At 64.2% G+C, this 13,252-nt stretch carries 12 protein-coding genes; 9 read left to right on the plus strand and 3 right to left on the minus strand.

Features of this window, described 5'->3' with window-relative positions:
• Window positions 1-177 precede the first annotated feature (177 nt).
• Window positions 178-1,062: a TRAP transporter TatT component family protein gene (locus ACK5F2_RS12130; RefSeq protein WP_409864928.1), complete on the minus strand. Its 885-nt coding sequence runs from the start codon at window positions 1,060-1,062 to the stop codon at window positions 178-180.
• Window positions 1,063-1,403: 341 nt separating this feature from the next.
• Between ACK5F2_RS12130 and ACK5F2_RS12135 the strand changes: the two genes are divergently transcribed.
• Complete coding sequence (locus ACK5F2_RS12135) at window positions 1,404-2,318, plus strand: hypothetical protein (RefSeq protein ID WP_409864930.1); 915 nt, start codon at window positions 1,404-1,406, stop codon at window positions 2,316-2,318.
• A 28-nt stretch (window positions 2,319-2,346) separates the two neighbouring features.
• Here ACK5F2_RS12135 and ACK5F2_RS12140 read toward each other — a convergent pair whose 3' ends face one another.
• Entirely contained in the window at window positions 2,347-3,747 is a 1,401-nt protein-coding gene (locus ACK5F2_RS12140) for a sigma-54 interaction domain-containing protein (RefSeq protein ID WP_409864962.1), read from the minus strand.
• Window positions 3,748-4,063: 316 nt separating this feature from the next.
• Here ACK5F2_RS12140 and ACK5F2_RS12145 point away from each other — a divergent pair, with 316 nt between their 5' ends.
• The 8 genes from ACK5F2_RS12145 (at window position 4,064) to ACK5F2_RS12180 (ending at window position 12,366) form a co-directional block, all read left to right on the plus strand.
• On the plus strand, window positions 4,064-4,930 hold the full coding sequence (locus ACK5F2_RS12145) for an MBL fold metallo-hydrolase (RefSeq protein ID WP_409864964.1): 867 nt from the start codon (window positions 4,064-4,066) through the stop codon (window positions 4,928-4,930).
• A 193-nt stretch (window positions 4,931-5,123) separates the two neighbouring features.
• A complete protein-coding gene (locus ACK5F2_RS12150) occupies window positions 5,124-6,713 on the plus strand; it encodes a SulP family inorganic anion transporter (RefSeq protein WP_409864933.1) in 1,590 nt (529 codons plus the stop codon).
• Window positions 6,714-7,704: 991 nt separating this feature from the next.
• Window positions 7,705-8,682, plus strand: a complete 978-nt coding sequence (locus tag ACK5F2_RS12155) for a phage/plasmid replication protein (RefSeq protein ID WP_409864935.1) — start codon at window positions 7,705-7,707, stop codon at window positions 8,680-8,682.
• A 9-nt stretch (window positions 8,683-8,691) separates the two neighbouring features.
• The gene (locus ACK5F2_RS12160) at window positions 8,692-9,015 is read left to right on the plus strand and encodes a hypothetical protein (protein WP_409864937.1); all 324 of its coding nucleotides are present in this window, start codon (window positions 8,692-8,694) and stop codon (window positions 9,013-9,015) included.
• Between the two features lie 64 nt (window positions 9,016-9,079).
• Window positions 9,080-9,274, plus strand: coding sequence for a major capsid protein (locus ACK5F2_RS12165; RefSeq protein ID WP_409864940.1), 195 nt, complete (start codon window positions 9,080-9,082; stop codon window positions 9,272-9,274).
• Window positions 9,275-9,641: 367 nt separating this feature from the next.
• Complete coding sequence (locus ACK5F2_RS12170; protein ID WP_409864941.1) at window positions 9,642-11,042, plus strand: hypothetical protein; 1,401 nt, start codon at window positions 9,642-9,644, stop codon at window positions 11,040-11,042.
• Entirely contained in the window at window positions 11,039-11,311 is a 273-nt protein-coding gene (locus tag ACK5F2_RS12175; RefSeq protein ID WP_409864944.1) for a DUF2523 family protein, read from the plus strand. Before ACK5F2_RS12170 ends, ACK5F2_RS12175 begins: the two co-directional genes overlap by 4 nt.
• The gene (locus ACK5F2_RS12180) at window positions 11,308-12,366 is read left to right on the plus strand and encodes a zonular occludens toxin domain-containing protein (protein ID WP_409864946.1); all 1,059 of its coding nucleotides are present in this window, start codon (window positions 11,308-11,310) and stop codon (window positions 12,364-12,366) included. Before ACK5F2_RS12175 ends, ACK5F2_RS12180 begins: the two co-directional genes overlap by 4 nt.
• Before the next feature lie 247 nt (window positions 12,367-12,613).
• Here the strand turns inward: ACK5F2_RS12180 and ACK5F2_RS12185 are convergent, their stop codons facing one another.
• Window positions 12,614-12,976 carry a helix-turn-helix domain-containing protein gene (locus ACK5F2_RS12185; RefSeq protein ID WP_409864947.1) on the minus strand — a complete coding sequence of 121 codons (363 nt, stop codon included), beginning with the start codon at window positions 12,974-12,976 and terminating at the stop codon, window positions 12,614-12,616.
• Window positions 12,977-13,252 lie beyond the last annotated feature (276 nt).

Below are 13,252 nucleotides of genomic sequence, written 5' to 3' on the forward strand. Positions count from 1 at the left end.
TGGGCACCAGGCTGCCGATGCGCAGCTGCACCGGCGCCTGCGCCCAGGCGCTGCCGGTGGCGGACATCAAGGCCAGCAGCATCAAGGCGGCGGCGTGGCGGCGGGGGAGTTGGGTCATCGTGGGCCTGCGGGGCGTGAGAAGGATATGGAACAGGAGAAGGGGCCGAGCGCGCGGCCTCAGAACAGATCGTCCGCGCTGTCGAGCAGCCATTGCGCGCGCTGGCGCATCACCTGCGTGCCCAGGCTCTGCCCCGGCACGGCCAGCGCCTGGCGCAGCAGCGCCTCGAACGCAGCGCGATCACCGGCGGGCAGGGCCAGCGTCTCGGCCTTGCCAACCAGTGCGCCGGCATTGCGGCCATCGGCGGCGGCAATCGCCTGATCGAACAAGGTCTCGGCACGTTGCGCTTTGCCGCCCGGGCGCGAAGCCTCCAGCGTGGCCAGCAGCTCGGCCAGAGCACCCTCGCCATGCGCGGGCTGCGTGGCCCAGGCCCACTCGGCCAGGCGCAGCACCAGCGGCAGATCGGCCACGGCCTCGGGCTTGTCTTTCGATAGCGAGATGTAGGCAGCCCAGGAAGCCGCCGCCCAATAGGCCACGCCCACCTGTTCAGCCGGCAAGGGCGGCAGCGGCTGCGCAGCCGATGACTGCTGCAAGCGCTGCAGGAAAGCGCCGCCGTGGTGCTGCTCCAACGCCGCCATCGCGTGCCGATGGGCGCGCAGATACAGGCGCGCGGCACGCTGGCGCAGCGCTTGCGCGGCGCGCGCATCGCGGCTCTCCAGGCGGTCGGCCTCGAAGGCCACAAAGGCATAGGCATATTGCGTGAAGCCGCCCGCCACCGACTCCGCGAGTGCCAGATGCCCCGGCGTCTGGCGCAGCAGGGACTCGGACAGCTTCAGATAGAAGGCGCTGGCCTCGCGCGCCAGCAGCAGGTCTTCCTCTTCAGCCTGGCCCTGGCTGGCCAGCTCATCCGCCACGCTGCGCACCAGCATCAGCCGCGGCGAGCAGGCGCTCAGCAGGGAGGCCGCCAGCAGCAGGACGAGGAGTCGAAGGGGCAGCAGCTTCATGCGGGGGAGCGAGGGAGGAGCAAGACGCAGGGGTCACGCCAAAGCTCGCGAAAGCCCGGCAGTGACGGCCGCAGCCAGTCTAGGCAGGCTTGGTGAACAAGCTGTGACGCTGTCACATACGGCACCATCCAAGCGCGGAGCTGCCCGAAGACCGAGGGCTTGATACCTGAGGGATCATGCCGCGCTACCTCCGCGTTTCGCCGGGCGCTTGTGGGTGATTCCGCGAGCCCGGCCCATAAAATTCGGCTTCTCATCCACCTCCTACCGAAACACACTTTGGACCTCATCAGTTCATCGACAGCCCTGTTTCGCCTTCTTCTCCAAGCTTTCGAGGAACCCCTATGAGCCAGCAAGCCGCCAGGATCAAAGCCCAAGCCCGTCTTCGTCCCGCACTGGCTTTCGCCAATGTGTCTGCGCTGGTGCTTCTCAGCGCCTGCGGCGGCGGCGGTGGTGGCGGTAGCGAGGTCACCCCGCCGCCGCCCATCAATGCGGCGGAACTGTCAGTGTTGGTCAAGCCCGTCGGAAACCCGGTTCCTTCGAGCAATGGCAGCCAAACATTGGCCAGCATCCAGCTGAGCAATGTGGGCAAGGGTGTGGCGGGGACGACCGACCTCATCATCACGGCCGATGCTGAGTTGCAAGACATCAAGGTGCTGAACTGCAAGTCGGACAACCCGGGATCCGTCTGCCCCGCCATCGGGACACGCATGTCCATCAGCAATCTGCAGCCCGGCTCTTCGCTGACCTTTGATGTGGCGGGTGTGGTCAAGCTGGGTACCAGCAAGGTGATCAATCTGAGCGCCTCGGCCACCAGCACCAATGGGGGGCAGCTGTCCGGCAGCAACAACTCGCTGGGCTTCAAGGTCTACAGCGTGGACCTGTCCGTTCAAGCGACGGGCCCTGGCGCCAAGGTGCCGGCGGGTGGCAGCTTCAACTATGTGGTCACGGTGGGCAATAAGGGGCCTGATGCATCCTCTGATGCTCAATTGCGGATGGACCTGCTGAGCAGCCCTGCCGCCACGGCCCCCGCCTTGGGCACCATCAGCTGCAGCGCTTCCGGTGGTGCGGTATGTCCCACTGAGTTGAAGGTGGGTGACATGAGTCTGCCGAGACTGCCCAAGGATGGCGCGCTGGTGTTCACCCTGCCCTACAGTTTTGCGCCGGGCGTGACGCAGTCCACGCTGTTCAACGTCAGCGTGCGAGCCAGCGCAGACACCGACAGCAGCAATGACAGCGTTTTGATCGGAACGCCCTGAGTCCATGGGCCGCAGCCAAGCGGCCGGATCAGCCGTTCGCCAGCTCCCTCAAGCGCCGATACAAGGTCCGCTCGCTCCAGCCCAAGGCTGACGCCATCTCCCGCCGCGTCCCGCCGAACTGGCTGATCCACACCCGCAAGGCGGTGTCATCCAGTTCCCGGGCGGGCCGGCCATAGGGCGGGCGGGCTGAATCAGCGGCAGGCCCGGAGCCCCCAGGGCCGGGGTAGGCTGCTGGAAGTTGCCGGTCTGTCGCGACACCGCCCCCCGTGACACGCGCCGCCACCGGCACCCCCAAGCCTGCGGGCAGATCCTTGGGGCGGATCACCCCATCGTCGGCAAACAGCCGTGCCCGCTCCAGCACATTGCGCAGCTCGCGGATATTGCCGGGCCAGGAGTGGGCCTGCAGCCGCGCCAGCGCCTCGGGCGAGACCTGAATCCGCTCCTTGAAACCACGACCGCGCTGCAAAAAGGAATCCACCAGCATGGGGATGTCCTCACGGCGCTCGCGCAGGGGCGGCAGCACGATGGGAAAGGCGGCGATGCGGTAGTACAGGTCCTGCCGGAACAGGCCCTGGGCCACCATCTGCTCCAGGGGTTTGTGGGTGGCGGCCACCAGACGGAAGTCGGCCTGCAGGGTTTCGACACCACCCACGCGGCGATAGGTGCCCGACTCGATCAGGCGCAAGAGCTTGACCTGCATGGACAGGGGCACATCGCCGATCTCGTCCAGGAAGAGGGTGCCGCCCTGAGCGGTTTCCACCAGGCCCTTCTTGCGGCCCTGGGCGCCGGTGAAGGCGCCTTTTTCGTAGCCGAAGAGTTCGCTCTCGAACAGGGTTTCGGGCAGGCCCGAGCAGTCCACTACCACAAAGGGCCCGCCCGCACGTTCGGCACCGCAGGCCTCGTGCACGGCGCGGGCAAAGAGCTCCTTGCCGGTGCCGGATTCGCCCAGCAGCAGCACGGGCAGGGGGGAGGCGGCCACGCGCTGCACGGCGGCCAGGGCGGCGTTGAAGGCCGGCGAGCGACCCACCAGGCCCTCGGCGCTGGGACGTGGTGAGGCGCTGCGCACGGTGCACAGCCGCTCCACATAGGCCACCACCTCACGCGAGGCGTCGAGGATGGGGCGCAACTCCACGTCCACATGCTCGGGGCCGCGTGGCGTGTGGTGGATGTGCAGCACGCGGTCCGGTCCACGGGTTTCGCGGGCGCGAGCCATGGGGCAGTGCTCGCCGGCCTGGTCGCAGGGCACGCTGTAGCCATGAGAGACCTGGTAGCAAGGCCGGCCCAGATAGGGCTTCTGCACCGCGCCAAACTGGCGCCGGTAGGCGGTGTTGGCGGCCAGGATGCGGTAGTCGGTGTCCAGCACGATCATGGGGCGGGCCTCATGCTCCAAGTAGGACACCAGGGCTTGCACCTGTGGTCCCGAGGTCAGGACCAAGCCGGTGGTCGGGTCGGCGGCGGCAGGCGGGGGTGGGGCGCTGTCATCGTGCATGGCAGGCATTCTGCCAACACTGCCAAGGACTGCCAAGTTGGCAGCAAATGCGCTGCCACCATGAAGACCGCACGGGCTCAGCACGTGAAAAAACCGTTGCGCATCATGCACTTGAGCCCATTTCGTGGACTTGGCATGCAACTTGATAGGTGACACGCATCATCTTGGGCTGCGGCCCCACGAGCAGGAGATTGGCATGACGAACACGACGACGGCAAACAGCAGCGGCAGCATCAGCAGTGGCGGCGGCAGCCGCATGCAGGTCGAGGCCTTCTTCGATCCGGATACCTGGACCCTGAGCTACATCGTGCTCGACCGCGACACGCGCCAATGTGCCTTGGTGGACAGCGTGCTGGACTACGACCCCAAGTCGGGCCGAACCAGCCACGCCAGCGCCGACAAGCTGATCGGACGCGTGCGGGCCTTGGGCGCCACGGTGCAGTGGATTCTGGAGACCCATGTGCATGCCGATCACCTTAGCGCCGCACCGTATCTGAAGCAGCAGCTGGGCGGCCAGACGGCCATTGGGCGCCAGATCACCACGGTGCAGAAGGTGTTTGGCACGCTCTTCAATGCCGAGCTCGAATTTGCCCGCGACGGACGGCAGTTTGACCGCCTGCTGGACGATGGCGAGACGTTTAACATTGGCGGCCTGCAGGCCCGCGCCCTGCATACGCCGGGTCACACCCCGGCCTGCATGAGCTATTTGGTGAGCGATGGCCAGGAAAGCGCCGCCTTCGTGGGCGATACGCTCTTCATGCCCGACTACGGCACGGCCCGCTGCGACTTCCCTGGCGGTGACGCGCGCACGCTCTATCGCTCCATCAACAAGGTGCTGAGCCTGCCGGCAGACACCACGCTCTATATGTGCCACGACTACCTGCCGGGCGGCCGCGAGCTGCAATACAAGACCACGGTGGCGGAGCAGCGGGCCCAGAACATCCATGTGCGCGATGGCATCAGCGAGGACGAGTTCGTGACCATGCGCCAGGCGCGCGACGCCACCCTGGCCATGCCCACCCTGATCCTGCCCTCGGTGCAGGTGAATATGCGTGCCGGTGAGCTGCCGCCGCCCGAGGACAACGGCACCCGCTACATCAAGATTCCGCTCAATGCGCTCTGAACCGGGGCAGGGGAGGGCAATGCCGGAAGAGCAGGACGCCCCGCCAAGCAGACGCGGGAAAGGGTCGTGGCGGGGCTGCCGAGCTTGCCCGTGCTGGACTGGTGCGCCGCTATGACCGCGGCACCCTGATCAGCGACGGGTGGCCGCGCTCATCGTCACCATCTTGCTGATCCCGCAGAGCCAGGCCTAAGCCTTGCTGGCCGGTCTGCCGCCCGAGGTAGGGCTGTACGCCAGCGTGGCGCCCTTGCTGCTCTATGCGCTGTTCGGTAGCAGCCGGGTACTGGCCGTGGGGCCGGTGGCCGTGGTCTCCCTGATGACGGCAGCCGCCATAGGCCAGCTGGCGCCCGCCGGCTCCCCGCAGTACTGGACCCTGGCCCTGACCCTGGCCGCGCTCAGCGGCCTGATGCTGCTGGCCATGGGACTGCTGCGCCTGGGTTTTCTGGCGAACTTTCTGAGCCATCCGGTGATCTCGGGTTTCATCACCGCCTCGGGCCTGCTGATCGCGGCCAGCCAGCTCAAGGTGCTGCTGGGCGTGAAGGCCGAGGGCCACAATCTGCTGCAGCTGCTGGGCTCCCTGGCCGGCCAGCTGCACAAGGTGCATGGGCCCACCTTGGCCGTGGGCCTGACCTGCACGGTGTTTCTCTTCTGGGCCCGCCAGGGGCTCAAGCCCGCGCTGATGCGTCTGGGCCTCAAGTCCCGCACGGCCGAGCTCAGCGCCAAGGCCGGCCCGGTGGCGGCCATCGCGCTGAGCACCTGGCTGTCCTGGCAGCTGGATTGGGCGGGGCAGGGCCTGAAGATCGTGGGCCATGTGCCCCAGGGACTGCCCCCGTTCACCCTACCCAGCCTGGATCCCGCGGTCTGGCAGCAGCTGGCTCTGCCTGCACTCTTGATCAGCGTGGTGGGCTTTGTGGAGTCGGTGTCGGTGGGGCAGACCCTGGCGGCCAAGCGACGCCAGCGCATCGAGCCCGACCAGGAACTGGTGGCCCTGGGCAGCGCCAATCTGGGGGCGGCATTTACCGGGGGATTTCCGGTCACGGGCGGCTTTGCACGCTCGGTGGTCAATTTTGATGCGGGTGCCCAGACGCCCGCAGCGGGCGTGTTCACGGCGCTGGGGCTGCTGACCGCCTCACTGCTGCTGACGCCGGCCCTGTACTACCTGCCCCAGGCCACGCTGGCCGCCACCATTGTGGTGGCGGTGCTGTCTCTGGTGGACTTCGGCATGCTCGCGCGCACCTGGCGCTACGACAGGAGCGATTTCGCGGCCGTGGCCGTCACCTTGGTCGGCACCCTGGCGCTGGGCGTGGAATGGGGGCTGGTGCTGGGGGTTGCGCTCTCACTGCTGCTCTACCTGGCACGCAGCAGCCGACCGCATATCGCCGAGGTCGGTCTGGTGCCCGGCACCGAGCACTTTCGCAATGTGTTGCGCCACGAAGTTCGCACCAGCCCTCAGCTGCTGAGCCTACGGGTTGACGAGAGCCTGTATTTCGCCAATGCACGCAGCCTGGAAGACCGGATCAACGATGCCGTGGCCAGCCGACCGGCGCTCAAACATGTGTTGCTGCAGTGCTCGGCCATCAACGCCATTGACGCCAGCGCGCTCGAAAGCCTAGAAGCCATCACTCAGCGCCTGCAAGACGCGGGTATCAAGCTCCACCTGAGCGAGGTCAAGGGCCCGGTGATGGACCGGCTGGAGCGCACCGACTTCCTGCGCGAACTCAGCGGGCAGGTGTTTCTGACCCAGTACCAAGCCATCAAGACGCTGGCGCCTGAGGTTTGTGACTGACGATTGTCATTTGCACAATGTGTAGTATGTGCCCCTGCGCTGATGCGTCAGAACCCCGATGAACACTAGCGAAAGTCGCTTCAGGCGCGAAAGCTAGCACTGTCAGAACGAGAGTCAACGCGGCCCAAGATCCCCGTTCTTTGACGCGTCGAAACAGATCCCGCTGAGCGGGGTTTGCCTCCTCCTCGGCCAGCCAATACAGCAGCGGCAGAGGGTCCGTTTTTGTGATGGTCGCAAGCACCATTAGCTGCGCTGCGGTCGGCTTTCGCCGGCCGTGTTTCCAGTCGCTGCGCTTTGCCCGAGTGATGCCCAGAGTTTCTAGCTCTGCTCTTTGCTCCGGCGTCAATCCCTCTAAGAGCGGTAAGAACATGTCGTTGCCCCCGTACTCAATCTGAGTACATAGTCCGCACCCGGAAAGGGTACGGCGACGCATGATAAGCGCACACAACACGACGGAAAGGGTCCAGCCTGGCCCGCTGACGCACAGGGCCTACACAGGCCACTACGTCAGCCAGGCCCTGGAAACCGGCCGCACGCCTGTTGTGCATGTGCAGATCCGCCGCCGCGGCGTGGTCCTCTGCGGCACGGTGGCGGAAATGGTCGATCTGTTCGACCAGTCGGGCCGCGAGTGGTTCAAGGTTGACTGCCAGCTCGGGAGAGTCTGGGTCGAGTCCCGCAACGTCCGCCTGTGCTCTGGCGATGGCCGCTGCACCTGTGAGGAGCCTGTTTGCATGTCACATGCAAACACGGAGGGCCAGGCGTGAGCGTCCACCGTTTGACCACTTCGGAGCGCCTGGCGCCCCACATTCCGCCGGGGCCGGGGATTGGCGGGCGCGACGCAGGAGCGCACGGCAAGGCGCGGCCCCGGGGCCGGGACGGTCTAGTAACACGTCCCGGAAGTCTCACCGGTGAGACTGAACCCCCCGTTTGGGTCAAGGTCGAGGCATGGCCTCGCGACCGCCAAACCCCGTTTTTCGTGGACTGGCTGTCCATGAGCCAAGACCACCCCGAGGGCGGTTTGCCGGTCGTTGATGCGGGCTGCGTGATCGCCACCGATGAGGTGGGGGAGCTGAAATGGAAAACCGTTCGGGCTGTCACCCATCAGGGCAGCTACGAAACCAGCATCCAGGTGCGTTGCGATGGTCACAGGGTGAGCCTGTCCGGCAACCTTTCCCGCTTCGGTCGGCCTGAAAACCTGTTCGGCTTCTCCTTCTGGGAGTGCCTGGACCGTGCCAACGAGGTATTGAAGCACTACGGCCTTCCGCCGTTCACCGCTGGCCAGCGTATCGAGTACGCCAAGGACCGGGGCCGTGATGTGCGCTACGCCTGGACGGGTGCCCGTGTGTCCCGTATCGACCTGACAGCCAACTTTGAGGCCGGGTCGATGGACGGCGCGCACGCGGTGATGCAGTACCTCGGCACACAGCACGCAGGCCGCCAAGAGGGCAGGGTGCTCGGCCAGGGTGAAACCGTGGCTTTCGGTGGTGGCAAGCGCCAGTACTGGAAGGCCTACATCAAGAGTTTGGAACTGAGGCGGCACGGCTGCACGGACGAGCGCGTGATAGCGCACTGTGAGCGCGTGGGCCTCGTTCGCTATGAGGGCACGGTCCGAAGCAACGCCCTGACGGACCTTGGTGCAGCGTATTTGGGCGACTACGAGAGAGGGTTTGCTATGGCCCAACTTGTCCGACTGTTTGAAGAGAAGGCGTCGGTGTTCAGCCGTGCCGAGAAGTCCACCGACGATCTGGACGAACTCCCGCGCCACTTGCGCGCCACGGCCCGCGATTACCTGGCAGGCATGGACACCTCGCGCAGCCTCAGCCGCGCCACCTTCTTCCGCCACCGCCGCGAGCTGCTCGCGTATGGCATTGATATCTCGGTCCGCAATGTGCGGCCCTTTCAACCCCGGGTGCGCGTGGTCGAGCTGGTCCGCGCCCAAATGCCCGCTTGGTATCAGCTCGCAGCCTAAGAGGTACTCATGGATCAAACGAAACGCACTGTCGAGGTGGTCGGCTTCAAGCTGGCCGAGTGGGAAATGGAAGGCAAGAAGGGGGTCACGGCTGAGCTGTACCGCCGCGTTGCCCTCGACGGCCGCCAGAACGGCAATGGCCGCGCCCTGAAGGGCCACACCGCCGCCGCAGTGCGCGTGCCCGCTCAGCTGCTGGGCCGCATCACCCACATGGAACCCCCGTTCCTCGTCGAGCTGACCGAAGAGGAAATGTCGAATGGCAAGACCACGCAACAGGTCGTTGTTGATCTGCGTCCGGTCGAGCAGGCCAAGGCCACCGCCAAGGCCGCCTAAGTCCCTGGGCCTTTGGAACTGGTGCAGCTACTGGCCCTTTCAAACCGCACCGCTGGAGATTTCCATGTTCAAGAAGATTGCTGGCGTCCTCGTCGCCGTCGCTCCCCTGGCCTTCGTCGGTGGCGCTCACGCCGCTGTGCCCGCTGAGATCACCACCGCGATCAGCACCATGCAGGCTGACGGCGTGACCGTGGCCACTGCCTTTGTGGTCGCTGCCATCGCTGTTGCCGCCATCAAGTTCCTGCGCTCGGCGAAGTAAGCCATGGCACAGGTCGCCGGTACCTGCTACAGCAGCACGCAGCACGCTGTGGCCGCCATTGCCTCCGCTGAGGTCGGCAAGGTGGTGCCGGTTGGCTCTAGCGTGTACGTGGTCGATGCACTCCCTGGGCCTGACGGCTCGTCGATCACGTACACCCTCACCCCTGTTGCTGGCGGCGCTCCCATTGTCAAAACCGCCTCGGTCCACGTGCCGCCTTGCATGTTGTTGGACTGGTCGGATGGCTTGGCCCTTGGCTGGGCCGTTGCTGCGGTCTGGGTTGCCGTCGCTGTCGTTCTTCACCTTCGAGAGGCTGCGCACTCATGACGCCCGGCTTTGTGGTCATGTTCCTATGTGTAGTGGGGGCTGCATGGCTCATTACTCGCCGCTGATAGCGGCTTTTTTTTCGGCTCTCGTCCTTGTCTCCGCCCCGGCCCATGCCGCGAAGCGCATCCAGTTGAGCCACTTCCCGCCAAACCCCGGCGTCGCGCCCGGTGGCGGCTGGAAGTTCACGCCTGGCAACAAGTGGGCAGACCCGCCGCCTCAGCGTGCCTGGGTTGATGGTGTCTACGGTGACGTTCGGCGTGTAGGTGCTGAAGATGTTGTTCACCTCGCCGGCAAGGCTGGTGAATTGGCTGTGACTGCTAGGTCATTGGTTACTGTCAGCGAGGCCGCCTCCGTCATTGCTCGATGTCTCGGAAACCCCGCCTGTATTGCGGCGGCTGGGGCTGGTGCTGTTGTTGTTGGTGAGTTGTATAGCCGCTACCGTGTCCGCCCTGCCGCTGCTGGTGGCCTGGAAGCTGATCCCGGCGCTTCCCCTAGCGATGCATTTGTGTGGCAATGCGGTGCCGCTGGCAATAAAGGCATCACGCCGGAGGCTGCTTGTAGCCCTCTTTTTGCTACCGTGTCAGCGGGCAAGCGCATTGTTCAGAATTTTTCCTGTGGTGTGCCAAATGTTGATACTACAGGCGTTTCTTGTGATGGGACTTATTTTGAGCCTAGTTACGGCAACGTCTACTGGTCCCGCACGGCTTCAAAAACTGTCGAAAAGGTCTGTCGAGGTCAGACGCAAAACGGTTATCAGCAGGTTGTTGGTTTTGACGGTAAATGTCCTGCTGGATTTCATCAGCCTATTACTGCTGATGAGGCAGCCGATAAGCTCAAGACTGCGCCCCCTCCCGCTGTCAGTGATGCACTAAAAGATGCGCTTAGGGAGGCCTTGAAGGGCGGTCAAACCGTCGAAGCCGATTTTGAAACTTCTGGCCCAGCCAAGCAAATTGGATCGCCTGCTAGTACGACCACGACTAACGGGCAAGGCACGACCACTACCACGACCACGCCCGAATATCACTACAAATATGAGGGCGACACGATCACTTACGAAACCGTGAACGTCACGCAAACTTGCGTCGGTGCCAACGCGTGCAGCGCGGCCAACGCCACGGAAACAAAGACGGAAACCAAGCCACCGCCCAAGGAAGGCGACGAGAAAGACCCCTGTTCTGTGGCTCCAGATCGGGCAGGGTGCGCCAAGCTCGGCACGCCAGGGGAGGGCGAGGACATCAAGAAAAAGGACATCCCTGTGTCCATCACCCCTGATAGCGGATTCGGCGCCGACACGGGCACATGCCCTGCGCCGATCCAGCTCGCCAACGGCCTAACGGTCGATCCCTTCGGCCTGTTCTGCAAGTACATGGCCGGCATCCGGTTTGCCGTTATTGGCGTGGCGTGGCTGATTGCGGCCTTTATCTTCTTGGGGCGGATTGAATGACCTGGGCAGCTTTCATCATGGCCCTTGTTGGGCCTGTCGTTAAACGTGTCCTTGCCTCTCTCGGCTTGGGCATCGTCACATTCACAGGCGTTGACCTGGCGGTGAGTAGCGTTCTCAGCCAGGCCAAGGCTGCATGGGCTGGCGGGCTGGTGGGCGATGCCGCCCAGCTCGTCGCTATGGCCGGTGGCAATACGGCCCTCGGCATCATTGCGGGCGGCATTACGGCACGCGTCACCATGATTGCCCTCAAGCGCTTTAGTATCCTGTGATTACGCTAATTACTGGTGCGCCTGGCGCTGGTAAAACGGCGTTGCTGGTCGAATGGCTCCGGACCCTTTATAAGGACCGGCCTTTGTACGTCCACGGCCTTAATGGCTTGACGCTTGACCATATACCTGTTGACGCCTCTAAATGGCATGAGGAACTGCCAGACGGCGCAATATTGGTTATCGATGAAGTCCAGCAAGTCTGGCGCCCCCGTGGTCCTGGCCATGCACCTAGCGCATCCGTCCAGGCGCTGGAAACGCACAGGCATCGAGGGATCGATATATTTCTGACCACTCAGAAACCAAACCTCGTAGATGCCAACGTGCGCGGCCTGGTCGGTCGGCATGTCCACATTCGCGATACTGGCTGGCTTGGCCGCTGGATGTATGAATGGCCCGAGTGCAGCGAGAACCTTGCTTGGAAAACTTGCTCTGTAAAGCGCCGGTACAAGCTACCCGCTAAGGCTTTCGGCCTCTATAAAAGCGCCAGCCAGCACACAAACCCCGCCAAAATCAAGAGCATGATGCCGCTCATTACTGTCGGCCTGGTCGCTTTGTCGCTCGTATTGGTGTGGCTCGTCTACCGCGTTATCAACCGCAACACAGAGCCAGTCGACCAGGCCAAGCCCCAAGCTGAGGCCGGTGTTAATGCACCAGGTCAACAAACCCAGCGGCCGCAAGCTAAAGACGATCACAGTGCACCAGGTCGTCATGCATGGCCCGTCTATGAAAGCCGCGACCAGGCACAAGACCCGGACCCGTACCACGGGCGAGCCCTCCAGATCGAGGGCCAATGGATACAGGCTGGCCAGCCTTACGCCTACTTCGGCCTCCTGATCGATGGCGCTCGCGTGTCCACTGTCACGCTGGCCCAGCTGGTGCGCATGGGCTACGAATACACCGAGCTAGGCCCGTGTGCCGCGCTCTTGCGATATGGCAAGCGTGAGCGTGTCCTGACCTGCGGCAAGCCTGCCGAGCCACCCCGCCAGCCCGGCCAGCAGCGTCCTGAGCCTGCGATGGCTTCAGCCGCTGCCTCGTCTCCGTTCGGTATGCTCTGACCCACAAAAACGGGGAGGGCCAATGGGCTATCAAGATCGCGACTGGTACAGGGAGCATCACGCCCCCGGATCTGCACGCAACGCGAGACCGCCAGCCAGGCCGCCGCGCATTCGCCACATGCTCAGCCCTTGGACGAGGTTCTGGGCTCGTGTCGTGCTGGCGGTCCTTGCCCTGGCCGTCTTGCTCCCGGCGCTACGGTGGCTCAAGCATGCCCTGGGGGCTGGGGGCTAGCCCCCAGTGAGCCCGCTAGGGCGTTGCCTCAGCCGTCGAAAACGCCCAGTCGTTGGCCGCGCTGGATGACCTGGCGGGCGACTGCTGCCGCTTCGCGCCATCAAGACCAGCCACCCGGCGCCATAGAGCTGCGTTCGTTGCTACTGCCAATTGGGTCCGGTTGTGCATCTCAGCATCCCAAACGCTGTGGCCTTCACGCGACAGCCACCACAGCGCCAGGCGCGCTGTTTTGGGTGCGCCGGACCGTTTCCAGCGCCAAACCGTGGACTCTGACACTCCTAGCGCCCGAGCAATTCGCGCTGTGTCAGACGGTCCTAGACCGAGGTCCGCAAGCAGATCCTCGAAGCTCCCTGTATCGCTCGGAAGGCGATTCAACATGTTGAAGCTATCGGCTCGCGGCGGCGAAAAAAAAGGCCGCTAAGGCGGCCCGATTGCGTGTGGCGGAGTTGTCGTCGCAGTCCCATCAGAATACGCACAATGTGTATTATGTAAACTGACTGACGTCGAAGGCCCTTGAGCTTGTGAGTTGCGTCACAGCTTTTGTTGGGCTACCTGACTCCTGCGCACCACGCTCAGAAACGCTCAGATTCAAGGCCCGGAGCTCCACTAAGCTCGCGCGCTGGATAAAGCTGGGCCTTTTTGCGAGCCCATCAC

Source organism: Roseateles sp. (assembly GCF_046300915.1).
In the GTDB taxonomy this organism is placed as follows: domain Bacteria; phylum Pseudomonadota; class Gammaproteobacteria; order Burkholderiales; family Burkholderiaceae_C; genus Kinneretia.

Excerpts from the sequence above, each read along its gene's own strand:
- ACK5F2_RS12170 (WP_409864941.1), top strand. The coding sequence starts at position 9,642 with ATGGCTCATTACTCGCCGCTGATAGCGGCTTTTTTTTCGGCTCTCGTC.
- ACK5F2_RS12175 (WP_409864944.1), top strand. The coding sequence starts at position 11,039 with ATGACCTGGGCAGCTTTCATCATGGCCCTTGTTGGGCCTGTCGTTAAA.
- ACK5F2_RS12155 (WP_409864935.1), top strand. The coding sequence starts at position 7,705 with ATGAGCCAAGACCACCCCGAGGGCGGTTTGCCGGTCGTTGATGCGGGC.
- ACK5F2_RS12160 (WP_409864937.1), top strand. The coding sequence starts at position 8,692 with ATGGATCAAACGAAACGCACTGTCGAGGTGGTCGGCTTCAAGCTGGCC.
- ACK5F2_RS12130 (WP_409864928.1), bottom strand. The coding sequence starts at position 1,062 with ATGAAGCTGCTGCCCCTTCGACTCCTCGTCCTGCTGCTGGCGGCCTCC.
- ACK5F2_RS12145 (WP_409864964.1), top strand. The coding sequence starts at position 4,064 with ATGCAGGTCGAGGCCTTCTTCGATCCGGATACCTGGACCCTGAGCTAC.
- ACK5F2_RS12135 (WP_409864930.1), top strand. The coding sequence starts at position 1,404 with ATGAGCCAGCAAGCCGCCAGGATCAAAGCCCAAGCCCGTCTTCGTCCC.
- ACK5F2_RS12165 (WP_409864940.1), top strand. The coding sequence starts at position 9,080 with ATGTTCAAGAAGATTGCTGGCGTCCTCGTCGCCGTCGCTCCCCTGGCC.
- ACK5F2_RS12185 (WP_409864947.1), bottom strand. The coding sequence starts at position 12,976 with ATGTTGAATCGCCTTCCGAGCGATACAGGGAGCTTCGAGGATCTGCTT.